The sequence below is a fragment of the Paenibacillus sp. LC231 genome, assembly GCF_001860525.1.
In the GTDB taxonomy this organism is placed as follows: Bacteria; Bacillota; Bacilli; order Paenibacillales; family Paenibacillaceae; genus Paenibacillus_AQ.
Genome location: NZ_JFOM01000005.1, coordinates 219,179 through 244,099, shown reverse-complemented (window position 1 = coordinate 244,099; position 24,921 = coordinate 219,179). Strand labels below are relative to the sequence as shown.

26 protein-coding genes are annotated in these 24,921 nt (G+C 49.1%); 17 read left to right on the top strand and 9 right to left on the bottom strand.

The genetic code is table 11. The features are described from left to right. The first annotated feature begins 10 nt into the window (after window positions 1–10). The 6 genes from AK95_RS02685 (at window position 11) to AK95_RS34440 (ending at window position 3,666) form a co-directional block, all read left to right on the top strand. Window positions 11–835 (top strand): CPBP family intramembrane glutamic endopeptidase, encoded by an 825-nt coding sequence (locus AK95_RS02685; protein ID WP_071218362.1) that lies wholly within the window; start codon window positions 11–13, stop codon window positions 833–835. A 53-nt stretch (window positions 836–888) separates the two neighbouring features. Continuing rightward, a complete protein-coding gene (locus AK95_RS02680) occupies window positions 889–1,119 on the top strand; it encodes a hypothetical protein (RefSeq protein ID WP_071218361.1) in 231 nt (76 codons plus the stop codon). Window positions 1,120–1,353: 234 nt separating this feature from the next. Further along, window positions 1,354–1,845, top strand: coding sequence for an RNA polymerase sigma factor (locus tag AK95_RS02675; RefSeq protein ID WP_071218426.1), 492 nt, complete (start codon window positions 1,354–1,356; stop codon window positions 1,843–1,845). Then, a complete protein-coding gene (locus AK95_RS02670; protein WP_071218360.1) occupies window positions 1,842–2,300 on the top strand; it encodes a hypothetical protein in 459 nt (152 codons plus the stop codon). The genes AK95_RS02675 and AK95_RS02670 overlap by 4 nt, the downstream gene beginning before the upstream one ends. Window positions 2,301–2,323: 23 nt before the next feature. After that, window positions 2,324–3,439 carry a DUF6677 family protein gene (locus AK95_RS02665; protein WP_071218359.1) on the top strand — a complete coding sequence of 372 codons (1,116 nt, stop codon included), beginning with the start codon at window positions 2,324–2,326 and terminating at the stop codon, window positions 3,437–3,439. A gap of 86 nt (window positions 3,440–3,525) precedes the next feature. Then, complete coding sequence (locus tag AK95_RS34440) at window positions 3,526–3,666, top strand: hypothetical protein (protein ID WP_194541975.1); 141 nt, start codon at window positions 3,526–3,528, stop codon at window positions 3,664–3,666. A 39-nt stretch (window positions 3,667–3,705) separates the two neighbouring features. On the opposite strand, the gene AK95_RS02660 is transcribed toward AK95_RS34440, so the two are convergent. The 8 genes from AK95_RS02660 to AK95_RS02625 form a co-directional block, all read right to left on the bottom strand. Further along, window positions 3,706–3,999, bottom strand: coding sequence for an SdpI family protein (locus AK95_RS02660; RefSeq protein WP_071218358.1), 294 nt, complete (start codon window positions 3,997–3,999; stop codon window positions 3,706–3,708). Between the two features lie 103 nt (window positions 4,000–4,102). Further along, window positions 4,103–4,759 (bottom strand): methylthioribulose 1-phosphate dehydratase, encoded by a 657-nt coding sequence (locus AK95_RS02655; protein WP_071218357.1) that lies wholly within the window; start codon window positions 4,757–4,759, stop codon window positions 4,103–4,105. Next, window positions 4,760–5,440, bottom strand: a complete 681-nt coding sequence (locus AK95_RS02650) for a 2-hydroxy-3-keto-5-methylthiopentenyl-1-phosphate phosphatase (RefSeq protein ID WP_071218356.1) — start codon at window positions 5,438–5,440, stop codon at window positions 4,760–4,762. Continuing rightward, window positions 5,437–6,651, bottom strand: coding sequence for a 2,3-diketo-5-methylthiopentyl-1-phosphate enolase (locus AK95_RS02645; protein ID WP_071218355.1), 1,215 nt, complete (start codon window positions 6,649–6,651; stop codon window positions 5,437–5,439). Before AK95_RS02645 ends, AK95_RS02650 begins: the two co-directional genes overlap by 4 nt. Beyond that, complete coding sequence (proC, locus tag AK95_RS02640) at window positions 6,648–7,517, bottom strand: pyrroline-5-carboxylate reductase (protein ID WP_071218354.1); 870 nt, start codon at window positions 7,515–7,517, stop codon at window positions 6,648–6,650. The genes AK95_RS02645 and proC overlap by 4 nt, the downstream gene beginning before the upstream one ends. Window positions 7,518–7,552: 35 nt before the next feature. Then, window positions 7,553–8,800 (bottom strand): glutamate-5-semialdehyde dehydrogenase, encoded by a 1,248-nt coding sequence (locus tag AK95_RS02635; RefSeq protein ID WP_071218353.1) that lies wholly within the window; start codon window positions 8,798–8,800, stop codon window positions 7,553–7,555. 57 nt (window positions 8,801–8,857) lie between these two features. Beyond that, on the bottom strand, window positions 8,858–9,961 hold the full coding sequence (gene proB / locus AK95_RS02630) for a glutamate 5-kinase (protein WP_071218352.1): 1,104 nt from the start codon (window positions 9,959–9,961) through the stop codon (window positions 8,858–8,860). Between the two features lie 368 nt (window positions 9,962–10,329). Beyond that, window positions 10,330–11,523 carry a pyridoxal phosphate-dependent aminotransferase gene (locus AK95_RS02625; protein ID WP_071218351.1) on the bottom strand — a complete coding sequence of 398 codons (1,194 nt, stop codon included), beginning with the start codon at window positions 11,521–11,523 and terminating at the stop codon, window positions 10,330–10,332. Window positions 11,524–11,777: 254 nt separating this feature from the next. On the opposite strand from AK95_RS02625, the gene AK95_RS02620 reads away from it, so the two are divergent. Together AK95_RS02620 and AK95_RS02615 are read left to right on the top strand one after the other, a co-directional pair. Beyond that, window positions 11,778–12,590, top strand: a complete 813-nt coding sequence (locus tag AK95_RS02620) for a carbon-nitrogen family hydrolase (RefSeq protein ID WP_071218425.1) — start codon at window positions 11,778–11,780, stop codon at window positions 12,588–12,590. 92 nt (window positions 12,591–12,682) lie between these two features. Beyond that, window positions 12,683–12,871: a hypothetical protein gene (locus tag AK95_RS02615; protein ID WP_233354816.1), complete on the top strand. Its 189-nt coding sequence runs from the start codon at window positions 12,683–12,685 to the stop codon at window positions 12,869–12,871. Between the two features lie 116 nt (window positions 12,872–12,987). Here the strand turns inward: AK95_RS02615 and AK95_RS02610 are convergent, their stop codons facing one another. Then, window positions 12,988–13,917 carry a LysR family transcriptional regulator gene (locus tag AK95_RS02610; protein ID WP_071218349.1) on the bottom strand — a complete coding sequence of 310 codons (930 nt, stop codon included), beginning with the start codon at window positions 13,915–13,917 and terminating at the stop codon, window positions 12,988–12,990. Window positions 13,918–14,102: 185 nt separating this feature from the next. On the opposite strand from AK95_RS02610, the gene leuC reads away from it, so the two are divergent. The 9 genes from leuC to AK95_RS02565 all read left to right on the top strand — a co-directional run bounded on the left by leuC (window position 14,103) and on the right by AK95_RS02565 (window position 24,870). Further along, window positions 14,103–15,527 (top strand): 3-isopropylmalate dehydratase large subunit, encoded by a 1,425-nt coding sequence (leuC, locus tag AK95_RS02605; RefSeq protein WP_071218348.1) that lies wholly within the window; start codon window positions 14,103–14,105, stop codon window positions 15,525–15,527. A gap of 20 nt (window positions 15,528–15,547) precedes the next feature. Then, window positions 15,548–16,150 carry a 3-isopropylmalate dehydratase small subunit gene (gene leuD, locus AK95_RS02600; RefSeq protein WP_071218347.1) on the top strand — a complete coding sequence of 201 codons (603 nt, stop codon included), beginning with the start codon at window positions 15,548–15,550 and terminating at the stop codon, window positions 16,148–16,150. Window positions 16,151–16,387: 237 nt separating this feature from the next. Beyond that, the gene (locus AK95_RS02595) at window positions 16,388–17,824 is read left to right on the top strand and encodes an N-acetylmuramoyl-L-alanine amidase family protein (RefSeq protein ID WP_071218346.1); all 1,437 of its coding nucleotides are present in this window, start codon (window positions 16,388–16,390) and stop codon (window positions 17,822–17,824) included. A 40-nt stretch (window positions 17,825–17,864) separates the two neighbouring features. Continuing rightward, the gene (locus AK95_RS02590) at window positions 17,865–18,551 is read left to right on the top strand and encodes a GerMN domain-containing protein (protein ID WP_071218345.1); all 687 of its coding nucleotides are present in this window, start codon (window positions 17,865–17,867) and stop codon (window positions 18,549–18,551) included. A gap of 201 nt (window positions 18,552–18,752) precedes the next feature. Then, entirely contained in the window at window positions 18,753–20,132 is a 1,380-nt protein-coding gene (locus tag AK95_RS02585) for an N-acetylmuramoyl-L-alanine amidase family protein (RefSeq protein WP_071218344.1), read from the top strand. A gap of 39 nt (window positions 20,133–20,171) precedes the next feature. Continuing rightward, window positions 20,172–20,771 carry a GerMN domain-containing protein gene (locus tag AK95_RS02580; protein ID WP_071218343.1) on the top strand — a complete coding sequence of 200 codons (600 nt, stop codon included), beginning with the start codon at window positions 20,172–20,174 and terminating at the stop codon, window positions 20,769–20,771. A 78-nt stretch (window positions 20,772–20,849) separates the two neighbouring features. Next, a complete protein-coding gene (locus tag AK95_RS02575; RefSeq protein WP_071218342.1) occupies window positions 20,850–23,579 on the top strand; it encodes an S-layer homology domain-containing protein in 2,730 nt (909 codons plus the stop codon). An 85-nt stretch (window positions 23,580–23,664) separates the two neighbouring features. Continuing rightward, window positions 23,665–24,336: an endonuclease III gene (gene nth / locus AK95_RS02570; protein WP_071218341.1), complete on the top strand. Its 672-nt coding sequence runs from the start codon at window positions 23,665–23,667 to the stop codon at window positions 24,334–24,336. 252 nt (window positions 24,337–24,588) lie between these two features. Beyond that, on the top strand, window positions 24,589–24,870 hold the full coding sequence (locus AK95_RS02565) for a hypothetical protein (protein ID WP_006209564.1): 282 nt from the start codon (window positions 24,589–24,591) through the stop codon (window positions 24,868–24,870). Window positions 24,871–24,921 lie beyond the last annotated feature (51 nt).

Genomic DNA, 24,921 nt, shown 5'->3' with positions numbered 1-24,921 from the left:
AGAGAACAGCTTGCAAGTTACGAACCGCCCAGGTGAATTTATCACCTGCTTGATCATCATGATTGCCACCATCGTATGGGTTCAAAGGACATCATTCCTTCTATCCGCGGCGTGGGGAATCGGACTAATCCTGTTAATATATACATTGTGCAAGCTACGAAGCGTACGCAAGAGATCGATTCAGATAAATGACACGGCCATCGTGGCGCTTATCATTGTGATAGGTTATATGTTCTATCATTCTTCTGGTGAAATCATCAAACATGGATTAGCGGGGCACGATGCCTGGGCCATCATCCTATCGAGGTTAAGCCTGATATTATTTGTATTACCCTTTGCACTGGCGGCCATGTTAACCAAGAAAAAACCGTTATACCTTGCCACGGGTTCATGGGGAACAACGATTTATTTCCCATGGATATTCAAAGGCCCGGTTCAAGACCCGATTTGGCGTTTCATACTCATTTTCCTGGTTGTCGTCTGCTCCATTTTTTCATTCTTTATTGACTGGGGACAGCCGCATTTTCTCGTTCTTATCGGTTATGCACTATCATTTGCGCTGATCAATGCCGTCCTTGAGGAGCTGCTGTGGCGGGGATACATACTTAGTCATTTTGTAAGTGGATTTGGTGAGCTGAAAGGGCTTGTCATCGCCGGAGTTACCTTTGGTTTATACCACTACCACCTTGGTTTTTCATGGCCGGTTTGTCTGCTGTTTTCAATCTTTGGGATCATGATGGGTGGCGTGGCTATTCGTTCCAGAGGGTTGATTCCCGTGATGCTTATGCATTTTGTGATGAATGTTTTATTTGTTCTTAGCGGCATGATCCTGTGAATCAATCGAATTATAAGGCAAAAACTTCAGCCTGGTTGGAGATGATAAAGCATATGAAGCGATCATGGCAAATGAATTTATTTTTTGCATGTTTGGTTGTCATTTATTTTATCCTTGGGTTCATGTTGCTGCGTTACGCATGGAACTCCTGGATTCCGTGGGATGTGCCCGAAAGCGATGTTCTTGTCCTATTTGTTATTATCGTGGTATTAATACCTGTATCCGCGGTTTGTTCGGAGTGGACCATCCGGGGATTGGCGAAATTGCTGAGAGGATCGTATTAACTTCCTAAGAAGGGCGTCGATAGACGTTCTTTTTTTGTTTTGACCGGTATGGGCAGACTATGGGACAAGCAATGTTGGTCTAGTTTTATAATTATCAAAAATTTTTTTGAAAAAAGTGCAGGGGCAGCTTTCAAAGCTGACGTCTATGTATTTGGGAAGGAGGGGAGAGTTATTGATGCTGAAACGTTAATCACGCGCATCCTGCAAGGTGATCAAGAAGCCTTTCGGGAACTGGTGAACCATTACAGCCAGCACGTGTTCCATACGGCATACTCGGTCCTGCGGGATGCCAAGGAAGCGGAAGATGCGTCGCAGGAAGTGTTTATTCAAGTATACAAAGCTCTCCCCCAGTACCGATCTGAAGGCTTTAAAACCTGGATTACACGCATCACGCTAAATAAAGCGATTGATATGAAGAGGAAGCTTTCCCGTAAACCGCCGGAGCAGCTGCACGGCGAACATGATGAAGTGCTGGATAAACTCCCTTCCCGGGACGAAGACGTGGTTTCTCTGCTCGTACATAAGGAGAGAAGAGAGGAACTTCGAGAGAAAATTAAACAATTGCCGGACAATCACCGCGCTATTATAACGGCTTTTTATTTGGAAGAGAAAAATTACGAACAAATCGCAGCCGAGCTGGATGTCACGGTCAAGACGGTGGAATCGAAATTATACCGGGCCAGACAATGGATTCGGAAATCTTGGAAGGAGGAGGAATGGAAATGAACGTGAAGGATAACGAGCTTAAGATGCTGACGGCACGATATGTTAGAGGAGAAGGCTCGGCAGAAGAACGGTCTTCTTATGAAGAGCTCATGTTATCGGATGACAGCGTGCTGGAGATCTACATGCAGGTACTGGCGGAGCTGGATTCCGAACTCCCTGGCCTGTCAGACCCGGAAACATTTACGCAGCAGGTGGTGGAGCACGAACAAATTAAGCCATACACCCATAGAGCACCGCTGCGGATTCAGGAACGTCCGAAGCGATGGTACGAACGCGCGATCGTCCATTACACCATTGCCGCCTCCATTACCATGCTGTTTCTCTTCACCGGGGCATTTGACCGACTTCTTCCCGGCGAAATGAATCATGATGTTCCATTATCCGAAACACCCTCCTACAGTGAGCAATGGGTAGAAAAAACAACGGGCTGGCTTGACCAGCTAATGTCCAGATAAGAAAAAAGAAAGGGAGATGCCAAGTGCAACCGCAAAAAAGTAAAGGGTTTGCCTTTATATTAAATATCCTTCCGGGCCTCGGCCATTATTATTGGGGGAGAAAGGGACGCGCCCTGCTATATCCATTCTTGTTCTTCGCAAGCCTGTTCGGTGGATTTGTGCTTGGGATCATGACGGCATCCGACGCGGTTTTTGCGCTGGGAATTATCGGAGCCTTAATGATCTGGGGAATCAGCATGCTCGACCTGCTAATTGCTTTGATCCGGTATACGCCTGTAACGATTATCCACGATGAATATGGACGGCCGATGGAGATTCGCCAGGAAAAGAGTGATGAGTCAGAACGCTTTTATACCATACTGCTGTCCTTCATTCCCGGTTTGGGACATTTTCAACTGGGATTGATGCAGCGAGGGTTGTCATTCCTGATCGCATTCTTCGGACTTGGAACGATTCTGCTGTTCTTGACGGGCTTGACTCACGAATCGGTATTCCTACTGTTTCTGGGCATGCTGCCCATTATTTGGCTCTACTGCATGTTTGATGTGGTTCAGCTGGTTAACCGCAAGCAAGCTGGAGAATTTCTTATCGATCGCACGCTGTTTGATGAGCTTGAGAGCGGCAGAGAGAGCGGACGCCGGAGTAAAGTGTTTGCCACCTTGTTATCGGCGTTTCCCGGAGCGGGTCAAATGTATTTGGGATTGCAAAAACGCGGACTGCAGCTCATGGTCCTATTTCTTGGCAGCATTTATGTGTTGGATGTACTCAAGCTGTCGCTGTTCCTGTTCTTGATTCCGTTGATTTGGTTTTATGCATTCTTTGACGGTCTGCAGCAAGTAAGCCGTTACGGCAGGGAGCCGCTGCGCGATCGACCGATCATCTCGGGACTTGGGAATCAGCAGCGCTGGCTCGGTCTTGGACTGCTTGTACTCGGAATCTATTTCGTATTTAGCAGTGTTGTGATGCCTTATATCGATACACATTTTCCTCATCTGCAGCTGGATTACCGCATTCGTTCCTACTTGAAGACCGCGATTATCGCCGTTCTTCTTATCGGAGGAGGAATCAAGCTGATGACTGGCTCGAAAAAGGATTCGTTAAGGGGAGAGCGTTCATATTATGATACCGACAACGAATGAGATGTCCATTAATTAATAACATCTAGGGTCAAGTCGATAGCGATTTAATCAAAAATAGATATGAACGAGATATGGAGGGAGATATCGTGGCCAAGAATCTGTATTATCTGTTGTATATTGCTCTATTTGTTGTGACATGTTTGTTTATCTTCAATGCTTATGCATCACCGGATCAGGTACCTGCGCCTTCGATCTCTTTAACGGAGCATGAGCAGAATCGCCTATAGTTTATATAAAGAAAAAACCTGTAAACGATTTTGAATCGTTTACAGGTTTTTTAGTTTTCGTTCAACTAGTATGTATATCAGGATAAAAACGATCACGGTCGCAATGCCTGTCGTCATGAAATGGCCGGTAAGCCTGGCGATCAGCAGCAGGATGACTCCAAAAATCATCAGCAGCAGACTGACATAGGCGTTGGCAACTTTAAAGTTCCGTTCATTTTTGAGAGATGACGTCGTTTTATAAGCATAAAAACTCTTGGAACTTTTGGGCGGAATCAAAAAGAGGACCAAACCATACAAAACAAATACGATGCCAATGGCTAAACTTTCGAGCATCCCTACACACTCCTAACGGAAATATAACGCCGGATGCACCCCAAGAACGCTGGATAAGGTAGCATCCGGCTGCTCAAGCCCTATTTCTGCAAATATGAATATATTACTTGGATCCGGCTGCATTCAGAAGCAGACGACGGTAGGCGTATTCGAATATAAACTCAAAAGCCTCCAGATGTTTCTTGGCTTCGAATGCATTTTTGCCCCAGGCATAGATGCCGTGGTTACGCAGCAATATGCCGGGTACCGCAGGATCGAGCCCATCCGGAACGAGCTCCGCAATCCGTGGAATGTCTGCATAGTTCGGCAGGATCGGAATACGAATCGCCGCGTCCTCTTCCCAAATGTTAAAGGCTTTGATCAGCTCGATTCCTTGGGCAGGGACATAACCTTGTTCCCCATACCAATCGCTGATCAGATTGTTGTCGATGGTGTGCACATGGAAAATGGCACCGCAGCCGGTCTTGCGATAAATTTCGCAGTGAATCAAGGTTTCAGCGCTAGGTTTTAAGCCGGTTGCTTCGCAAGGCACGCCGTTCTGATCCACAAAAAGATAATCTTCAGGCGTATGTACCGACTTGTCTTTTCCGCTGGCTGTCACCGCAAAATAAAACTGCTCCGGGTTGAATTCGCCGACACGGACAGATAGATTACCGCTGGTGCCGGGGAACCAGTTTCTAGAAGCGAACAGTTCCTTGATCCCTCTAAGATCCTGCAGGGCAGCCTGTTTCTGTTCAAGCTGGATATCTGAAAATGCCACTTACAGCACCTCCTGTTTAAACTTGTCTTTCATGTCGTTCTGGATATCGGTAAATGTCTCGAAGGGTACATGATGTACGCCTAGCTTCTTGCATTGCTCGGTGAGCGAGGAGCGGGAATAAACCAGATCCGCTTGCTTGGCACCTTCGAAATCGGTCAGGCTGTCACCGATCAGAATGCGGTAATACCGATCGGCAGGAAAACGGTCCATCACCGTGACCTTGCACATGCCGCAGTCGTTATGGCAGGAATCCTTGCAAGGATGAGGCCAAGTAATCTCAATGCGATCCCCTTCGAAATTGGAGCCGTTGCAGAAGATATGGTCTGCCGGGATGCCAAAAGGCTTCAGCAGAGGATCGACAAAGAAATCGATACCGCCGCTTGTGACGTAGAATTCAATCTGTTCGGATTTCAAATAATCCAGGAATGCACTGAAGCCTTCCCGAATCCCTGCATGGTTTAGAACATATTCGGTAATTTCTTCTCTCATGGAGGAAGGGAAGAGCGCGAACATGCGGCCTACGCCTTCCCGAATTGAAATGGTGCGGTCAAGCGTGTCCTGCATGATCGACTCAAAGCCTTCCGGTTTGAAGTGCTTCATAATGGCGACGATGTTATCGTTGTTTGTGATGGTTCCGTCGAAATCGCAAAAAATGATCGGCTGTTTATCTCCAGATGTCATACTTCTCCTCCCCAGATGTCCAATGCGGCTTTCAGCTCTTCGTGTTCCTCGGCAAAGTGGGCGAGTGGCACGGATTTCATCGTCGCCTCGATCGCTTGTACAAAGGCTTTGCCGCCCGCTTCGGTTCCCATCGGATGTCCGTGGATTCCGCCGCCAGCGTTAACGACCACATCGGTGCCAAAGTCCCGGATGATGCGGGGAACGAGTCCCGGATGAATTCCTGCGGATGGTACCGGCATGCTTCGTTTCACGCCAAGTTTAGCGCTGTGCAGCTCGTCGCGTATCGCGAGATTCTCTTCTCTCGGCATCGTTACCGATCCGTAAGGAGAAGGGAAGAGCACCAGATCCGCGCCGGCAATCCGCATCAGCTGGCCGAGCAGCACCGGAGCCGTTATTCCATAGTATGGAGAAGGGTAAATGGCACCGGCAAGCGCAGGGTGAGCCGCGATAGGCACGGTGATATCCGGATCACTGCTTAACTCGTGCAAAACGTCATACCCATAGGACAGCACATTAAAGAGCAGGGCGTTAGCGCCGGCATCAATCGCACGCAGCGCTTGCTCACGCAGCCGCGACGTCCGTCCGGTCAGATTGGCTGCATACAGCAGTTTTTTGCCTGTCTGTTGTTCCACGTCGGCAGCAGCCTGGATGCACATGCTGACCCGTTTTTCGATCGGGGTGAGGTCGTTCTCGAACAGGATTTCATCATCTTTGATAAGATCCACCCCACCTAGCGCCTGACGGATAAATTGGGCTCTAAGCTCGTCCGCATTCATTCCGATAACCGATTTGAATATGCTCATGAGCAGTGGGCGGTCTTGGACGCCGAGAAGATCGCGGACTCCGTCGATGCCATATTTCGGTCCGGGAAACGCACTCAGGAAGTCGGGAGACAAATCCAGGGAAGTCAGTTTGATGCGCCCGTCCATGGAAATTTTGCCGAACACGGTCACCAGCAGGGCAGGGATATCCCGGCTGAAATTAATGTCCGGATAAGCAATGCTGACGTCTGCGTACCGGCTGCCTGGCTCCCAGCCCTCGTGAACCTGAATGTCAACAACTTCGCCAAGATGCTTCTGCATCGCTTCACGCTTGGCTTGCGGCAGCTCGGTCCAGCTGCCGACCGTCATGCCAACGGCGATGGAAGTCGCTTTCTTACGAAAATCCGCCTGGTCGTCATAGATTCGGTACGTTGCGATACAGCGGCTCATGAGATCTGCTCCTTCAGCATGGCGCCCATTTCTTTGGAGCGCTCAGCACAGCGGTTCACGGCGGCAATGACGGTTTCGAAGAAATCGCCTTTATCGAGCGTTTCGAGGGCCGCTTGCGTTGATCCGTTCGGCGATGTAATTTTCGCGCGAAGCGATGAAGGCTGTTCCCCGGTCTGCTGCACCATCCGGGCGGCGCCCAGAATGGTTTGGAGTGTCAGCTCGCGGCTTTGCTCCGGCGTCAAGCCGCCGCGGATCCCTGCGGCAGTCATGGCTTCCATCATGTAATAGAAGTAAGCAGGACCACTGCCGGATATACCGGTCAAGATATCCATCTTCTCTTCTTCAATGACCGTTACATTACCAACAGCTTCGAACAAGGTCATGACCAGTTGGCGCTGTTCTTCGCTGATTTCCTTCGAGAACGCGATTCCTGTGGAACCAAGCCCGATGGAGGCGGATGTATTCGGCATCGTACGTGCAATGGGCTGCTGGGTTCCAAGCAGCGTCTGCGTCGTATAAATCGAAAGTCCGGCAATCACGGAGATGATCAATTGATCGCTTGAGAGCTTCGGTCCCAGTTCTTTTAACGCTTTAGCAGCATCCTTCGGTTTCATGGCAAGCACGATCACCGGCGAAGTTTTCAGAATTTCGATTTTAGCGGCATCGTCGTTGTTGATCTGGACACCATAGCGCTCACTCAGTTCCTGAAGGCGCTGAACATTGCTCCGATTGAGCATCGTAATATTCTCAGGAAGCACGACAGAACGGCTGACTAATCCTCGTACGATCGCTTCGGCCATCGAGCCGGCGCCGTAGAAGGTGATTGCTTTATCTATTAAAGGTCGGTTCTGCGGGGATTGGCACATCGTTATTTCCTCCTTCATGGTTTTAGATGAATGATTTATTCGCGTATTTGACCACTACCGATAATAACATATTTGGAGGAAGTAAGCGCGGGTAATCCCATAGGACCTCTGGCATGCAGCTTCTGGGTGCTGATCCCGATTTCGGCGCCGAAGCCAAATTCAAAGCCATCGGTGAAACGGGTCGAAGCGTTATGATAAACAGCAGCTGCGTCTATTTCCTGCAAGAAGCGCTGCGCATGATCCTTATCCTCCGTAACGATACATTCCGAATGCTTTGTGCCATTAATCGAAATATGCTCAATGGCCTCATCCAGGTGATCCACGATTTTGATGTTTAAGATATAGTCGTTGTATTCGGTAGCGTAATCCTCAGACGTCGCTTTTACAGCCCAAGGAACGTAATCCAGGGTACGCTGACATCCTCGCAGCTCGACGTTACGCTCGCGGAATGCTTCAGCCAGCACGGTCAGATGTGATTTGGCATAATCAGCATGGACGAGCAGGGTTTCCATGGAATTGCAGACCGAAGGGCGCTGCACCTTGGCATTGAGACTGATGGCAACTGCCATGTCCGGCTCTGCCGATGCATCTATATAGGTATGACATATCCCGGCTCCGGTTTCGATCACGGGCACCGTGGCATTTAACACAACGTTCTGGATCAGCGAGCTCCCGCCGCGAGGGATAATGACATCCAGCAGTCCGTTGAGTTTCAGCATTTCATCCACGGAGGAACGGTTTGGGTCCTCGATAAGCTGAAGCGCATCCTTAGGCAGTGCGGTGCGTTCCATAGCTTCGTGAAGCACCTCGATGATTTTGCGGTTGGAGGAGAGGGCGGAAGAACCCCCGCGAAGTACGACCGCGTTGCCTGTCTTCAAGCACAGTCCGGCTGCATCGACCGTCACATTTGGACGTGCTTCATAAATGATGCCGATCACGCCAAGGGGAACACGTTTCTTGACGATGTTCAGTCCGTTCGGGCGATCGATCGTTTCCAAGGTGTCGCCGATTGGGTCCGGCAGCTTCACGATTTGGCGTAAGCCTTCGGCAATGCCCTCGATTCTGGCTTCATTCAGTGCCAATCGGTCCAGGAGGGAGGCGGAGGTGCCAAGCTCCTTCCCGCGACGTAGATCCTCCGCGTTTGCTTCCATAATATCAGCTGTCCGTTGGATCAGTGCGTCTGCCATGATGAGCAGAGCCTGATTTTTCTCCTCGGTGCTCAGTCTGCCAAGACCGAATGCGGCCTGTTTGGCCAGCTCGGCTTTATTGCGAACCTCACTCATAATAATTCCTCCTTAGTTGGATGATTAGGAAAAGCAATATTGGTTATGGGAACCAGATTATTTTAACGTGATCCATTCGTCTCGGTGAATGACCTCAAGCCGATGGATTTCCCCGATGATGCCGATCACTTGACTGCTCGGCAAACCGAGCACGGCTTGCAGCTGGTCTTCGTCGTAATTGACGATCCCCCTGCCGAGCCTCTCGTTGTTCATATTAACGACTTCCACCACGTCCCCGGCATGGAAGCTGCCTTCGATCCGTTTTATGCCAACGGGAAGGAGGCTGTGGCCTCCGTGAATCAGCGCCTTCTCGGCGCCCGGATCGACAACGATCCGGCCTAGCGGCGAGGACATAAAGCCGAGCCACTGCTTTTTCATCGGCAGGGAGGATAGGTGGGTAGCAAAATAGGTGCCTTTACCTGCATGTTCAAGCGCCTTAAGCAAATCGCCGGTCTCGCTGGCTTTGCCGATGAAGACGGGGACACCGCCGCGGGTGGCGATTTTGGCAGCATCGATTTTCGATCGCATGCCGCCGGTACCAACGCTGGAGCCAGCGCCTCCTGCCATGCTGTAAATCTCATCGGTAATTTCATCAATTTCCTCATATTTCGTTGCATCCGGCGACTTGCGTGGATCAGCCGTGTACAAACCATCCGTATCGGTCAGGATGATTAATTGCTGGGCGCGGACCAAGTTCGCAACCAGCGCGGATAACGTATCGTTATCGCCAAATTTCAGTTCGTCAATTGAAACGGTGTCGTTCTCATTAATAATCGGAATAACGCCTTGCTTCAGAAGCTCCGTAATCGTCATGTTGGCATTATTCATGCGTTTGCGGTTCGCGAAGTCCGTTCTCGTCAACAGAATTTGCGCGGCCTTCAATTGATGGGAGGCCAGCGCATTCTGGTAAGCACGCATCAGCAGCGCTTGGCCCAGTGCGGCGGATGCTTGCTTCTCATGCAGCAGTTTCGGTCTGCTCTCGTAGCCGATCTCCCGAAAACCTGCTGCGACAGCGCCGGATGTCACGAGCAGAACCTCATGACCGGCCTTGCGGAGAGCGGCAAGCTCTCCGGCAAAGAAGGCGATGGAATCCAGATTAAGTCCGCCCTCATCTGTCGTAAGGGAGCTGCTTCCGATTTTTACGACGATGCGCGATAGCATCGTGATCACTTCCTTGTATTTATGATGGGTAGGGATAGCTGTAACGAATCCATTTCCTGAAAATAAAAAAACTTCCGTCCTGTATGAAAAAGGACGAAAGTTTGACTTCCGCGGTACCACCTTTGTTGATGAGCGCAGCTCATCCGGCTTTAGCCCTGTAACAGAAGGCACTGTCCTGGCAAGCCAGGCCGCTCGGGGGTAGGTTTCGGAAAGGGGGTCACGGCAAATTCTTTCAGCCCATGGAATTCGCTCTCTGGTCATCGTGCCATATGCTTTCGTACTGGTCCCGTCATTGCGTTTTTGAAAACTGCATTCAATTGTTATTGCAAGAATAGCACATCGTTTTTGTTTTTTCAAAAGGAAAAAGGTTAACCGAACAGGTTCAGCTTACCGATTCGGTAGGCGGCTTCCTGCATTCGCTCTTCGCTGCTTAACAGGCCGACGCGGACATATCCTTCGCCGTGATCGCCAAAGCCGACACCAGGCGCAACCGCGACCTTGGCCTCCTCAAGCAGCAGATCGGCAAAGGATACCGAGGTAAAGCCCTTCGGTATCGGCAGCCAGCTGAAAAAGGAGCCAGCCGGTTTTTGAGCTTCCCAGCCGATTTCGGACAGGGCGCCATAGAAGGCATCCCTTCTCGATTGGTAGCGTGCCACCAACTCCTCAACGCAGTCTTGCGGCGAGGTGAGAGCCGTGGCCGCTGCTGCCTGAATGCCGCCGAACAGGCTGACGTAAATGTGGTCCTGCAGCATATTGATCAGCGAGATGATTTTTTTGTTCCCCAGGGCAAAGCCAACGCGCCATCCGGCCATATTATAGGTTTTGGAGAGCGTGTAAAATTCCACGCCAACTTCTTTGGCTCCTTTTGCCTGTAAAAAGCTGACTGGACGATCTCCATCAAACCCGATCGCTCCATAAGCAAAATCGCTGGCTACGACGATCCCGTGTTCGGCGGCGAATGCTACCGTATCCTCGTAGAAGGACAGGGGAGCGACGGCGGATGTCGGATTATTCGGGTAATTTAAAAACATCAGCTTTGCTTTTTCTCTGTCTGCTGGTGTGATCGCGCCATAGTCGGGAAGAAACCGGTTAGCAGCGGTTAACGGCATGAATTTCATTTGGGCACGGGCCAGTGCAACGCCTGACCAGTAATCCGGATAACCGGGGTCCGGGACAAGACATACATCGCCCGGATTCAGAAGCACTTGCGGAAGCTGTACAAGCCCTGTTTTTCCTCCAAACAGAATCGCTACCTCCGTCTCCGGATCCAGATCAACGTTGTAGTCTTCTTTATATCGATGCGCAATGGCTTCTTTAAGAAAGGAAAAGCCGGTAAAAGGCGAATATTTGTGAAACTGCGGATTGTCGGCCGCTTCCTTCAAGCTGGATACGATATGAGGCGGTGTGGGCTGATCGGGATTTCCCTGTCCGAGATTGATTACATCATGTCCCTGCGCCACTTGGCGGTTTACCTTGGAGACCAAGGTCGCGAAAAATTGCGTGGGCAGCTGGGACATCATCTCGGCCGGCTCTATTTGGAATTCGTTTGATTTGTTATTCATTGCAGTTTCATCACTCCGTTATCTAATTACGCTCGAATACAGCTGATATTGAAAACAATTAGGATTAATTTAACACGATTTATCAGGGGTGTATAGAGGGAAATGGTGCTTGGGTGTTGCAGCAACAGGGCGGGGGAGGCTATGATGATGACATATAGAGAACGGATGAATTCCTGAGAAAGAGCCCGAACATGGATTTCATGATTATATCGGCGCTGGTGCTGGATTCAACCGGAATAACAGGAGGCTGCAAGATGACTGGAGAAGCAAAGGCTCAATTGAATATCGCACTTATCCAAGCCGATATTGAAATAGGAAACGTGAATGCCAATATGAGTAAAATGCTCGGCATGATGGAGCAGGCCGCAGCGGCTGATAGGAAGCCGGACGTCATCGTGCTGCCGGAAATGTGGAATACGGGGTATGCGCTGGACCGAATTCAAGAGCTTGCCGATCCCATGGGACAGGAAACCTCTCGCATGCTGAGCGAATTTGCACGAAAACATCATATCCAAGTCGTAGGCGGGTCTGTAGCCGAACGAATCGAAGATCGGATTTATAACAGCATGTATGTATTTAACCGGAGTGGGGAGCAGATCGCCAAATATTCCAAAATGCACCTGTTCCGCCTGATGGATGAAGAGAAGTTTCTGCAAGCCGGGCAGCAGCCCGTAACCTTTGAGCTGGAACAATTAAAAGCGGGCGCGTCGATCTGTTACGATATACGGTTCCCGGAGCTGTCTCGCACCCTCGCACTAGGCGGCGCTCAAGTGCTGTTTGTGCCAGCAGAGTGGCCGCATCCGCGGCTGCATCATTGGAGAACGCTGCTCATGGCCAGAGCGATCGAGAACCAAATGTACGTCGTTGCGTGTAATCGAGTAGGAACCAGCGGAGAAACGGACTTTTTCGGTCACTCCATGATCATCGATCCCTGGGGGGAGGTCATTGCCGAAGGGGATGAGCAGGAAATGATCCTGACCGGTACGCTGGATTGCGGTCTTACGGATGAAGTGAGAGGACGCATTCCGGTTTTTGAAGACCGTCGTCCGAATTTGTATTTTCAATAAAAGTGATTATTGTTAAACTCCTCTAAAAAATGAAGTTTCATCTGGGCAGAGGCGGGTATACTATGGGTAATCCGTCTGAGAGGAGGCTTTGAATGATGGCAGACAATAACCAATTCGACAGCCAAAACCATGAGCAGGAAGAAGAGCAGAAACAACAGTTCCGCAACTTTGTGGAAAACGTTGCCGGGGGCGGCAACGGAAAGAACGAGTCGATTCAGGACCAGTCCCGTACTGCGGATGAACAGAACCGATTGATTGACCAGCATAATTTGCGCAAATAAAACTCCGTTTGAAACGAAATGGGAGTGCTATAATTTCACGTTGAAAAGAAGCTCAGCTTGGTCTTGTTCATTGACCTTGGCTGAGCTTCTTCTCTTTATTTATGGGGCAGCGTGCACTAGTCCTGAACGCTCTCCACAACCAGCTTGTCCATGACCTGCTTAAAAGTATCGATGAACGCATCCGCCGCTTTGGACAAATAGCGGCCGTTGCGGTAAGCCACAACCAGTGTGCGGCTCGGAACCGGATCAGCGAGGGGCAAGTAGACCGGAATAAACTCGCTGCGTTTCGCACGGGCGATAAAACGGGGCACCAGCGTTATGCCCATTCCGGTTGCGACCAGAGATTGGAGCGTCTCGATGTTGCTGCTCTCGAATACAACGTTCGGTTCAAAGCCTGCCTCCCGACATATATCAAAGGTAAGCTTCCGGAAGCCCTGTCCTTTTTTGAGGACAACAAACGCTTCGTTCCGGATTTCATCGATTGTGATGGGCCGTACGGGATCGGAGGCTGCCCGCAGCGCAAGCGGATGCTGCGGAGGAACAGCCAAGTCGATCATTTCCTCACCGATCGGAATCCAGGACAGCGACGGCTCGGACAGCGGAAGCGCCAGGAGGCTAAGATCGGCCTTGCCGCTGGCCGTCAGCTTCTCCAGGTTCATGGAGGAATCTTCCAACAGGGTGATCTCAATATCCGGATATCCCTTTTTAAAGGCGGGCAAAACCCGTGGCAGCAGGTGAGAACCTGTAATCGGCATGCTGCCGACTACGACCTTACCCTTTCGAAGCTGGGAGATGTCCGACATCTCCTGCTTCAGCTGCTCGACGGCGTCCATGATCTTCTGGGCATGCTCGACGAAGCTGGCTCCGGCATGGGTAAGCTCAACGTTGCTCGTATTGCGCTGGAACAGCAGCACGCCGAGCTCTTTCTCCAGCTTGGAGAGCTGCTGGCTCAAGGAAGGCTGGGCGATATGAAGCTTCTCCGCGGCTCGGGAAAAATTTTTATCCGCCGCGATTTGCAGCGTATATTGCAGTTGTCTCAGTTCCATTTAAGCATCACTCCGTTATAGCTGAATCCTATTACTTTTATAGATATTATATCTTGGAACAATGAAGAAGGAAATGATATATTACTATCAACGTAAAGATGATGCGTTGTAGATCTTCCTTATATTTAAAGAAGATAACAAGCAATTATCTTCTCATGGACGTAAAGAACAATGGGGTGATGATGATGAGTAAGAAGACAATGTTCGAAAAAATTTGGGATAACCACGTTATTCATCAAGAAGAAGGCAAACCGGGTATTTTGTACATTGACCTGCATTTGGTTCACGAGGTAACTTCACCGCAAGCATTTGAGGGTTTGCGTCTTAGCGGCCGTAAAGTACGCCGTCCTGAACTGACCTTCGCAACGATGGATCACAACGTTCCAACGAAAGACCGTTTTAACATTACGGATCCGATTTCGAAGCAGCAAATCGATACACTGACCAAGAACTGTCAGGATTTTGGCGTTACTCTGTATGATCTTGATACGATTGATCAAGGCGTTGTGCACGTCATGGGGCCGGAACTTGGCTTAACGCATCCGGGCAAAACGATTGTATGCGGCGACAGCCATACATCTACACACGGTGCATTCGGCGCCCTTGCGTTCGGTATCGGAACAAGCGAGGTTGAGCATGTTCTGGCAACCCAATGTTTGCAGCAGGCCAAAGCAAAGACCATGGAAGTGCGCTTTGTCGGTCGCCGCAATCCGGGTGTAACGGCTAAGGATATGATCCTTGGCGTCATCGCGAAATACGGAACGGATTTTGCAACAGGCTATGTTATTGAGTATACGGGTGAAGCGATCCGCGAATTGTCGATGGAAGAGCGCATGACCGTGTGCAACATGTCCATCGAAGGCGGAGCCAGAGCGGGCATGATCGCTCCGGATGAAACGACGTTTGAATACTTGCGCGGACGTCAATATGTTCCGCAAGGCGAAGCTTTTGATGCTGCAGTGGCAGCTTGGAAAGAGCTTGTGACAGACGAAGGCGCCGAGTTCGACGTGGTGGTTGAGTTCGATGTAGAATCTCTGATCCCGCAAGTAACCTGGGGAACGAGCCCGGGTATGGGGACTGACATTTCCTCGACGGTTCCTAACCCTGCGGATTTCAAGACCGAGAATGAGCGCAAGGCAGCGGAGAAAGCGCTGGAGTATATGGCGCTTGTACCAGGGACGCCAATGTCCGAAATTCCGATCGATTATGTCTTTATCGGTTCTTGCACGAATGGACGCATTGAAGATTTGCGTGCGGCAGCAGCCGTAGCGAAGGGCCATAAAGTGTCCAGCAATGTGACAGCCATCGTTGTTCCCGGATCAGGCCGAGTGAAGATCCAGGCTGAACAAGAAGGGCTCGACAAAATTTTTGTTGAAGCGGGTTTCGAATGGCGTGAAGCAGGCTGCAGTATGTGTCTCGCGATGAATCCGGATGTACTGAAGCCGGGACAACGCTGCGCATCCACGTCCAATCGTAACTTCGAAGGACGCCAAGGCCGCGGCGGCAGAACGCATCTCGTATCGCCAGCAATGGCAGCGGCAGCTGCGGTTAAAGGACGCTTTGTGGATGTACGTGACTGGAACTTTGCAGCCGAAGAAGTTGTGAGCTAAGAAGGACGGAGGAGAAGTTTATGCAAGCATTTACGAAATTACACGGTATTGTCGCACCTGTAGACCGGGTGAATGTAGATACGGACGCCATTATTCCGAAACAGTTTTTGAAACGGATTGAACGTACAGGATTTGGACAGTTTCTGTTTTACGAGTGGCGGTTTGATGAAGAGGGAGGCAATATCGACAGCTTCTCGCTGAACCAGCCTCGTTACCAAGGCTCGACCATTCTGATTTCCCGTGCCAACTTTGGCTGTGGTTCTTCCCGTGAACATGCCCCTTGGGCGATTCTCGATTACGGATTCCGCGTGGTCATCGCTCCATCGTTTGCTGACATTTTCTACAATAACTGCTTTAAGAACGGGATTCTTCCGATCAAATTGTCGGAGGAGCAGGTGGAAGAATTGTTCCAGCGCACAGAAGGTAATGAAGGATATAAGCTGAACGTCGATCTGGAGAGCAAAACGATAACGGATGATCAAGGACTCCATATTGACTTTGATCTTGATGAGCACCGCCGTCAATTCCTGCTTCAAGGACTGGATGACATCGGTTTGACGCTGCAGCATGAAAGTGCAATCGATGCATACGAGAAGAAGCATGGGGAGCGTCTGTTCGCTTAATCTCGCAATTCCACTGCAAAAGGTTACAAGATTATTAAACTTCCATTTCCTGTGTAGGAAATGGAAGTTTTTTTTGGTATTATGGAATTAATATGCAGCGGAAGATAAGAGGAACCATTGTTTTATGTCAGTAATTGTCCGGCAGCGTCTGGCCGGGAATGTGCTGATTTACATATTTTTAGTTTTATTGCTAGATTTGCTTTTCAAATTTAATCATGGGATGATCGAGGTGGATTCATGAAGAAGTTAGGTTTTGTAATGATGTTGATAGTCTTCTTGCTGGCGTTTCCGAAAAGTGGTGAAGCCAGTTCTTCAAATGCGACCATTTTTCTTGACGGGGAACCATTGAATTTGTCTTCGGGCGTCCAGGTAGCCAACATGAAAGGTAACGTGATGATTCCAATCCGCGTGGTTTCCGAGAATCTCGGCTTCAAGGTAGGCTGGGAGAAGGCCAGCCAAACCGTTACCGTGGAGAACAGCGAGAAGACGGTCCGCATGGTGGTCGGCAGCCAGCAGGCAGAATTGAACGGTGCCCAGGTTGATCTGAATTTGCCACCTGTCTTGAATGGGAAGAGCACGCTTGTGCCGCTTCGGTTTGTTAGTGAACAGATGGGGCTTGATGTGAAATGGGACAACCAGGCGAAGGCAGTGTTCCTCTCCAGCTCCGTTCCACCGGTCTCCGAAGGAGAGGTTGATCCAGGTGACGGAAACAATCCGGGCAGTCAAACACCTCCGCCTGTCGAAACAGGGAATCAGGCAGCCATGACGGGGCTCAGCTTTAGCGACAACCGGTTGATGATTGCTACAGAAGGTTCGGTTACGCCGAAAGTGTTCAGCATGACGGGGCATGATCGGATCGTTATCGATCTTCCGAACACCGTGTACTCTGCTTCCTTCCTGAGCGGACATTCCGTGAACGAGCAAAGCGGCGGCATTATGGAAGTTACGGATTACTCTGACGTTACGAATATTAGATATGCCGTGTTCAGCGATAACCCGCCAACGGTGCGTATCGTATTGGATTTGACCGGACCTAAGAATTATGCGGTGACACAGGAATCAGGCATCATCATCGTTGATCTGAACGCAGAGGGAGAAATCCTCGTACCGCCCGTTCCTCCGGTGACTGGCAACGGCAAGAAGACGGTTGTTATTGATGCCGGTCACGGCGGCAGTCAGCCGGGCGCCATCAGCGCGAACGGCAATCAGGAGAAGGTTCTTAATCTTAACATTGCTTTGAAAGTGGAAGCCTTGCTGAGAAACGAAAAGAACATTAATGTGGTGATGACGCGGAGCGACGATTCAACGCTGGGTCTTAGCGATCGCGTGAAAGTGGCGAATTCCATAAAGGCCGATATATTTGTATCGATTCACGGAAACAGCAACAATTCCAGCAGTCCGCACGGCACTGAGACTTACTTCACGAGAGATGCCAGCAAACCTTTGGCAAACGTGATGCATAAACATCTTGTCAAGGCGACTGAACTCATGGATCGGGGAGTCAAATATAGCAGTCTTCATGTGACGAGAGAAACGACGATGCCGGCTGTCCTGCTCGAGATTGGCTTTTTAAGCAACAAGGGTGACGAAGCCCAGTTGTTTGAAGACGATTTCCAAAATCGTGTTGCACAAGGTATTGTAGCGGGTATTAAAGAATATCTTAAAGTACAATAATGTGTACAAGATTTGAAGAACTTAGAGGGGGACGAAAGTCATGAACAAAAAATATTGGATGACAGGATTGCTGGCGCTGCTGCTTGCATTTAGTGCCGGCTGTGGACAGAAGCCGACTGCAGCCCCTGCCGAGACAAATCCGGAGACCGCAACAGAAGAAGTACAAACGCCGCAGGATAATCCGGAAGAAACGGCGGCTGATGATCATAAGGAAGATGAAGCAATACCTGTAAACGCAGGCGAGGGAGCAAGCACACCACCGCAGGGTACAACCGGTGAAAGTACTGGAACCCCTGAGGATACAAAGGATGTGAAAGCTACCGAGGATCAAGCGAAGAAGGTCAATATTAAAGTCTATTATACGGATCCCGAAATCATGGACTTGAAAGAGGCAAGCAAAGAGATCACGTATACGGGTGAAGAGGATAAATATAAGAAAGCCTTTGAAGGACTTCAAACGAGCAGTGATGCTGAACTAAGTCCACTATGGTCTGATAAAATCACGTTGAATTCTCTCAAGTTTGAAAATGGCGCTTTGACACTGGATATCACCAAACCAGCGGAAGCCAATCTCGGAGCTGGAGGGGAAATGTTTGCGATTGATGCCTTACAGAAAACCTTCTTCCAGTTCGATGAGGTGCAGTCCCTGGAATTGCTGGTAGACGGTAATCAGATCGAAAGTTTAATGGGACATGTTGAGCTCGAGCATCCAATGACTCGGAAGTAGTTATAAGGAACTATTAACGAAATTCAAATGCAGGACCAAACACCTATTTCGGTTTTTGAAATAGGTGTTTTTTTGGTAAAAAGGGAACAATTTCGCAACTTTCATCGTGACTTTGCGTCTATAGGTTGTCAGGTAATGTCGGACAGGCCGAGTGCAGAAACGCCAATCTGTGGCAAAATAATAGGATGGTAGGGGTGAAGGATGAAGAAGTTCGGTTTTTTAATGTTTCTGGTTGTCATCATGATTGCGTTTCCTAAAATGGCGGATGCGAGTTCGTACAGCGCAAAGATTTACCTGGATGGCCAACAAATCAATCTGTCATCTGGCGTGAAGGTCGAGAACAATAATGGCACCGTCATGGTTCCAATCCGAGTCATTTCCGAGAATCTGGGATTTGACGTGTACTGGAACAAGGCGACCAAGACGGTAACTGTCCAAGACGGCTCGCAGACAGTAACGATGGTGATTGGGAGTCAGCAAGCTGATATCAACGGTCAGCGCGTACAAATGACCAAGGCACCTGTTCTTCGTGGCGGAACAACACTGGTTCCGATCCGGTTTGTAAGTGAGCAGATGGGCCTTCAAGTAAGATGGGATAATGCGCAGAAGTCAGTCTATCTGACCTCGTCCTACGACGGGAGTAACCCTGGTGAAGAACCCGGCGTAACTACGTCGACTGTAGACGGTATCAGTTTCAGTGAAAACAGGCTGATGGTCGCCGTTACGGGCAATGCCAAGCCGAATGTATCAAAGCTTAGCAATCCGGACCGTATCGTCATTGATATGGTGAACACGAATTTCTCGGATACGTTCAGCAGCAACGCCAGCTTTGATGACGTGATGAAGACCGGTCAGATGGACGTAACGGGATATCCGGATGTCAAATCTGTACGTTATTCCTTGTACAACAGCAATCCGATGACCGTGCGCATTGTCATTGATCTCAACTATGCCAAAAATTACACCATTTCAGGCCTTGAGAACGGATCGGGCCTATTCATTGTGGATTTGAATACGGGCTCTAACCCTGCACCTGGTGCAGGCGGGAAGAAGCTTGTGGTCATAGATGCGGGTCATGGAGACCACGATCCGGGAGCTATCGGGGTAACCAAGAAGAGGGAGAAGGATTTCAACCTCGCGATGGCGCTGAAAGTTGAGAAACTGTTGGCCAAAGAACAAAATATCGAAGTCGTTTTGACTCGCAGTAACGATACTTTCCTCGAGCTGAAGGATCGCGCAAAAATTGCGAATGATCTGAAGGCTGATGTTTTCATATCGATACATGCTAATAGCGGCCCTTCCACTGCAAGCGGAACCGAAACGTATTACTACAATGAATCTGACAAAGCGCTGGCGAATGCACTCCATAAAGAGATCGTAAAGGCTATGGGCTTAAAGGATCGCGGAGTGAGATACGGCAATTTCCATGTCATTCGCGAGACCAAAATGCCTGGTGCTCTGCTGGAAGTCGGATTCCTGAGCAACAAGACCGATGAGAGCAAGCTATTTGATCCGGCAACGCAGGATCGAGTAGCCGAGGCTATTGTCAGAGGCATCAAAGGTTATTTAAAGGTTGATTAACGATACGACAGTGAACGTGATTGCAGGAGGTGGCTACTTTTGAATAAAAAAATATGGTCGGCTGGCCTATTGGCAGCCGTAATGCTGATTGGTGCCGGTTGCGGACAGAAACCCGGAGCAGCTCCAAACGATACACCGGAGCAAATAACGCCTGCACCTGATAATCAGACAGGACAGGATCATAGTGGAACGTCGAACGGATCAGGTGGATCGTCTACGGGCAGCGGCAGCGAAGTGACAACGCCGGAAGCAAAAACAGAGAGTATCAAAGCCTATTACACGGATCCTGATTTGATGGAGCTGGTAGAAGGGACGGCCGAAATTACGTATAAGGAAGATCAAGAAAAATACAAAGCGGCCTATCAAGCATTACAAAAGAGCGATAAGGGTGATATGGTTCCCCTGTGGGAGAAAATTGGACTGAATTCGTTGAAATTTGAAAACGGAGCTCTGACGCTCGATGTGACGGTCCCGGACGAAGCTAACCTGGGTGCAGGCGGCGAGTCGTTTGCCATCGATGCGATCAAAAAAACCTTTTTCCAGTTTGACGAAGTGAAATCACTTCAAATTCTGGTGGATGGTCAGCAGACCGAATCGTTAATGGGTCATGTCGATTTGGAAAATCCGATGACTCGGTAATGATGGTTGAAGGAGATCACGATCTGCTGTCGAATATTAGTATATGATGAAGCAGTAGTTATTGAGAGGGGAAAGAAAATGGTACTTAGACACAGCAAACATGTTCATTCCAAAAAAGTGGTCTCCGCCGTCATGGCCGGACTTATAGCATTCGGAGGCGGGGCTTCGATCGTCTCGGCAGATGAAGAAGCAGCAAATGCGACAACGGCAAATGCATCCCAAACGGCCATAAACGCATTCAGTGACGTGAATGCCGGATATTGGGGAGAAAAGTATATTTATCAGTTAGCAGCACAGGGGATCGTGACCGGGAATAACGGAAAGTTTCGTCCGAACGATCCCGTAACGCAGCAGGAAGCCGTAACGATGGCGATCCGGTTCTTAAGCATGCAGGATCAATTAAGCAGCGGCGCTGCGACATTACCGACAAATATTAAAGTGAATGACTATTTTACGAAGTATGTTGAACTGGCTTTTCAGCAAAACCTGCTCGACAAGCAAAAAGAATCCGGATATACGGACGAGAAAGTCATTTGGGGCGCGCAGAAAGCATCCCGGGAATGGATAACCGAAGTCCTTGTCCGTTCCATTGGACGTACGGCGGAGGCTGATGCAGCCAAAAATAAAGCGACAGGCTTTGCGGATAACGCCAAGATATCCCCGGATCGTCTGGGTTATGTTAATGTAGCGGTTGAGTTAGGTCTTGCAAAAGGCTTGAACGGCAACAAGTTCGATCCGCAAGGGGCCGTTACCCGTGCCCAGCTTGCAACGTTCCTCAGCCGGGCCCAAGCCTACATTACCACAAATTACGAGAACCAATACAAAGGTTCTATCGCTTCGATCGAGAACGGCAAGCTGGAGCTTTATGCCGATGGCAAGCTGAATTCATTCAAGCTGGATAATTCCACAGCGTATTTCACCTCGGATTCGGAGAAGAGATTGCAATTCTCGGAGATCAATCCTTACACACAAGCGGTGGTCATCGTGAATAACGGAACCGCTGCTTACGTGGAAATTACGGATTCGACCCAGCAAGTGGAGCGGTTTGACCGCACATATGCACGTTTGTCGCCGAACAACGTCATTTGGCTGGATACTGGCAGCACCTTTGAAGAGCTGAGTTACGAGCCAAGCACGGTGTTCCTGGATCAGAACGGAACCAAGATCGATCCGAAGACGCTTGCTGCCGGCAGTTTGCTTACGATTGAACGCGAAACGTACAGCCCGCAGAAGAAAATCGTTTCAATCCGCGTAAAGAGCGGCTTGGTTAACAAGACGGGAGCAGGCGTTGTTCAGAACGTGGATACGGTAAACAAAAGAGTAACCCTTAAGGATAGTACCGGTTATGAGGACACGTACACGTGGGATGATGCAACCGTCATTCGATATCAGAATCAAATTTTGGCTCCGGCTGAATTGAAGAACGGCTACACCGTGAACTTTACGGTAGAAAACAGCGTTCTGCAGACGCTGGAAGTTACGCAAAGCGTCGATCGTAGCGTGCAGGCAATGCTTTATTCCATTGAAGAGAACGGGAAGACCATCACTTACAAGCGAAGTGGAAGCACGCAGCTCGAAACGAAGTATCTGGCAGAGAAGCCGGAAATTATGATAAACGGCGTGGCTAAACCTGTTCTGTCCGATTTACTCGCTGATGCCGTATCCGGTGACCAGGTAACACTGACCATTAACGGTGAGGAAAAAATTTCGAAAATCGAAGTAACGGGTCGTCAAATTGAGCAGTTGGATGCCGTTACTGTCGTAAATTACGACGGGAAGACACATTGGCTGACTGTTAAGGATGCGAACAACCAGCCTCGTGTAATCGTCTTGGATGACAAGACGAAGCTGGACTCGAGCTACGGAACCACGCTGGATAAAGTTGGACCACTGCTTGTCTCGGGACGCAAGGTAAGTGTCTCCCTGATTGGTACCCGCGTACTCTCATTAGAAGTGGTATACAAAGTTGAAGGTAAAATTAACAGCATTAACACATCCAAGCAAGTGATTTCGATTATGACCGCTAACGGTAAAGTGGAAGAAATCTCTTACTACAATAGTCCGATTGTAGAAATCTTCGGCAGATCAGGCGCATCACTGGCAGATTTACGGATTGGTGACGAAGTGTTAGCCCAACTGTCGAACAATCAGGATTACTTACAGAGCTTAAAACTCAAAACTTCCGCACAATTTGAGGTTGTTTCAACGGAACCCACAAGGAACCGTATTCGAGTGAAAGCTAACGGCTCCACAAGCGATATTTATACCGATAAATCCATATTGACCGGCGAAACCGGACAAGCAATTCTGCTCGCTGATTTGCGTCCGGGAGCACTCGTTAATATAACGTTCCAAGGCTTAACGCCTGTAGCGGTAGCTGAAGTTAAATTGACGCTTGGCGAAGTGACAAGCGTTGATGCTTCCGCAAATGCATTGACCATGAAGGATTATTCAGGCAATAGCCAGACGTTAGGTGTAAGCGGCGGAGTTAAAGTCGTTAAGAATGGTTCAACGGCTTCGAATTTAAGCGCATTGACCTCAGGAGATCGCGTAGAGATTCGAAAGGACATTCAGGGCGTAACCATGATCCAGGTTCTGGAGAAGGTTGAACGTGCATTCTGGCAGGCAAGCAGTACGGAAATTCAAGTAAAACGCAAATCGATTAACGATAATTTCCGGTATGTATTATCCGACAAAGTATTTGTTCATCAAGGTGACACTACTTTGTCCGTGCAATCCCTTAAGGAAAATGATAATATTGTACTGTACTTAAACAACGGTGTCGTTGTTGAGATCGTAAAACAGTAAGTTATTGACCTGGGATTGCTCGAGAAACACCGTCTTGATGCGGGGATTTCCGCATCAAGATTTTTTTTTGCGGGAGGGAAATCATATGAATGCGGCAACGGTACGGCATATTTTGGACACGATGGAGAGCATGTTTCCGGATGCACATTGCGAACTGCATCACAGCAATGCGTTTGAGCTGACCATCGCCGTGCTGCTGTCCGCCCAGTGCACGGATGAAACGGTTAATAAAGTGACAAAGGATCTGTTTCAGAAATACAAAACGCCTCTGGATTATGTATCGGTACCGATTGAGGAACTTGAGCAGGATATTAGGCGGATCGGTTTATACCGGAATAAAGCCAAACATATTCAGAATTTGTGCAGGATTCTGATCGAACAGTATGGCGGTGAGGTGCCGGAAGCTCATGATGAACTGGTCAAATTACCTGGGGTTGGACGCAAGACAGCCAATGTCGTCGTTTCCAATGCCTTTGGTGTGCCTGCCATCGCGGTAGACACGCATGTGGAGCGGGTTTCCAAGCGACTTGGACTGGCAGCCTGGAAAGATTCCGTGCTGGAAGTGGAGAAAAAGCTGATGAAGCGGGTACCGCGTGAAGAATGGACGCTGACCCATCATCGGATCATTTTTTTCGGACGGTATCACTGCAAGGCACAAAATCCGCAATGCCCGGTATGCCCATTGCTGGATGTTTGCCGTGAAGGAAAGAAACGTATGAAAACCTTAGCAGTCAGGAAGAATAAGGAACAACTGTAAAACAGCAAGAAATAGACAAAAAAAGATTCATCTGATTCGTTGGGAACACGGTACTTTAATGAATAGCTAGCGAAATGGACATAATTGCAAGCAAGCGCAATGCTTGCCTTTGTCTCCGGATTTCTATCTTTAGCCGCATGGGTGAATGGAAATCTGGAAACAACAGTGATCAAAAGTCGGTTTTTCGCGAGGTGAAAGAGGACGGTATCCTGGATCGGCATGAGCTAAATTTAAAAGAGGATGGGATTACACATGAAATGCATCTCTGTTTACACCGACAATTTTGAATTGTTCTCAGATATTTTTGAACATGTGGTGGAGAGCCAAAGCCAGCTGAGTGAGAATGAAGAGCAAGAAGTCGAAGGCGTGACATTCAGTCATTCCGGGGATGCTCCCGAGCATTATCTGGAGCGTATGTCGCAGAAGCCTGAAGTGGTGGTCATGCGCGATAAATCACGCGGGTTAACCATTCTGCAGCACGGAAATGTATTCGAAATTTTAATTCCGGCAGAAGAAAACACCGTTGTATCTTAAGTTCTTCAAATTTGATGTTTTAAAAAATGAGATAAACCTGGTTCTTACAGG

What these genes read in the sequence shown, in the direction of transcription:
- AK95_RS02680 (WP_071218361.1), top strand. Translation starts at nt 889, where the DNA reads ATGAAGCGATCATGGCAAATGAATTTATTTTTTGCATGTTTGGTTGTC.
- AK95_RS02670 (WP_071218360.1), top strand. Translation starts at nt 1,842, where the DNA reads ATGAACGTGAAGGATAACGAGCTTAAGATGCTGACGGCACGATATGTT.
- AK95_RS02660 (WP_071218358.1), bottom strand. Translation starts at nt 3,999, where the DNA reads ATGCTCGAAAGTTTAGCCATTGGCATCGTATTTGTTTTGTATGGTTTG.
- AK95_RS02650 (WP_071218356.1), bottom strand. Translation starts at nt 5,440, where the DNA reads ATGACATCTGGAGATAAACAGCCGATCATTTTTTGCGATTTCGACGGA.
- AK95_RS02645 (WP_071218355.1), bottom strand. Translation starts at nt 6,651, where the DNA reads ATGAGCCGCTGTATCGCAACGTACCGAATCTATGACGACCAGGCGGAT.
- proC (WP_071218354.1), bottom strand. Translation starts at nt 7,517, where the DNA reads ATGTGCCAATCCCCGCAGAACCGACCTTTAATAGATAAAGCAATCACC.
- AK95_RS02635 (WP_071218353.1), bottom strand. Translation starts at nt 8,800, where the DNA reads ATGAGTGAGGTTCGCAATAAAGCCGAGCTGGCCAAACAGGCCGCATTC.
- proB (WP_071218352.1), bottom strand. Translation starts at nt 9,961, where the DNA reads ATGCTATCGCGCATCGTCGTAAAAATCGGAAGCAGCTCCCTTACGACA.
- AK95_RS02625 (WP_071218351.1), bottom strand. Translation starts at nt 11,523, where the DNA reads ATGAATAACAAATCAAACGAATTCCAAATAGAGCCGGCCGAGATGATG.
- AK95_RS02620 (WP_071218425.1), top strand. Translation starts at nt 11,778, where the DNA reads ATGACTGGAGAAGCAAAGGCTCAATTGAATATCGCACTTATCCAAGCC.
- AK95_RS02615 (WP_233354816.1), top strand. Translation starts at nt 12,683, where the DNA reads ATGATGGCAGACAATAACCAATTCGACAGCCAAAACCATGAGCAGGAA.
- AK95_RS02610 (WP_071218349.1), bottom strand. Translation starts at nt 13,917, where the DNA reads ATGGAACTGAGACAACTGCAATATACGCTGCAAATCGCGGCGGATAAA.
- leuC (WP_071218348.1), top strand. Translation starts at nt 14,103, where the DNA reads ATGAGTAAGAAGACAATGTTCGAAAAAATTTGGGATAACCACGTTATT.
- leuD (WP_071218347.1), top strand. Translation starts at nt 15,548, where the DNA reads ATGCAAGCATTTACGAAATTACACGGTATTGTCGCACCTGTAGACCGG.
- AK95_RS02595 (WP_071218346.1), top strand. Translation starts at nt 16,388, where the DNA reads ATGAAGAAGTTAGGTTTTGTAATGATGTTGATAGTCTTCTTGCTGGCG.
- AK95_RS02590 (WP_071218345.1), top strand. Translation starts at nt 17,865, where the DNA reads ATGAACAAAAAATATTGGATGACAGGATTGCTGGCGCTGCTGCTTGCA.
- AK95_RS02585 (WP_071218344.1), top strand. Translation starts at nt 18,753, where the DNA reads ATGAAGAAGTTCGGTTTTTTAATGTTTCTGGTTGTCATCATGATTGCG.
- AK95_RS02575 (WP_071218342.1), top strand. Translation starts at nt 20,850, where the DNA reads ATGGTACTTAGACACAGCAAACATGTTCATTCCAAAAAAGTGGTCTCC.
- nth (WP_071218341.1), top strand. Translation starts at nt 23,665, where the DNA reads ATGAATGCGGCAACGGTACGGCATATTTTGGACACGATGGAGAGCATG.
- AK95_RS02565 (WP_006209564.1), top strand. Translation starts at nt 24,589, where the DNA reads ATGAAATGCATCTCTGTTTACACCGACAATTTTGAATTGTTCTCAGAT.